This window comes from Streptomyces sp. WM6386 (assembly GCF_000972385.1).
GTDB lineage: Bacteria > Actinomycetota > Actinomycetes > Streptomycetales > Streptomycetaceae > Streptomyces.
The window spans coordinates 1-334 of the sequence record NZ_JXTE01000716.1 but is presented as its reverse complement, the minus strand read 5'-3'; the positions used below and the strand labels follow the sequence as shown (position 1 = coordinate 334).

Here is a 334-nt window from a genome sequence, read left to right as displayed (position 1 = left end):
GCCGCGCCGCACGAAGCCGGCGTTGTTCCTGCGCAGGCCGTTGATGTCTCCGATGGCAAGGGCGCCGTCCGACCACCTGCCCGGTCCCGGGCCGAGCAGAACGGCGATCCGGCCGGGCAGCAGGTCGTGTACCCGCCGCCAGACGTCCAGGCCGTCCAGCGCGCTGCAGTCGACCACGGGGGCTTGGGCCTCCTTCTGATTGACGGTCGTGCGTCCGCACAGGGCCCAGATGTACAGGGGAGTGTCGGGGTCGTCCACGTCGCTGGACTTCAGGCCCTGTGCCGCGGCGGCTCCGCCGTTCACGGCCGTGACCCTGGAACCACTGCCGCGCTGG

General features: G+C 71.9%; 1 protein-coding gene. It reads right to left on the bottom strand.

Going from position 1 to position 334, the window contains the following annotated elements:
- The coding region (locus TN53_RS43370) for a hypothetical protein (protein ID WP_159038311.1) at positions 1 to 303 on the bottom strand (303 nt) is incomplete at its 3' end.
- Between the last annotated feature and the right edge of the window lie 31 nt (positions 304 to 334).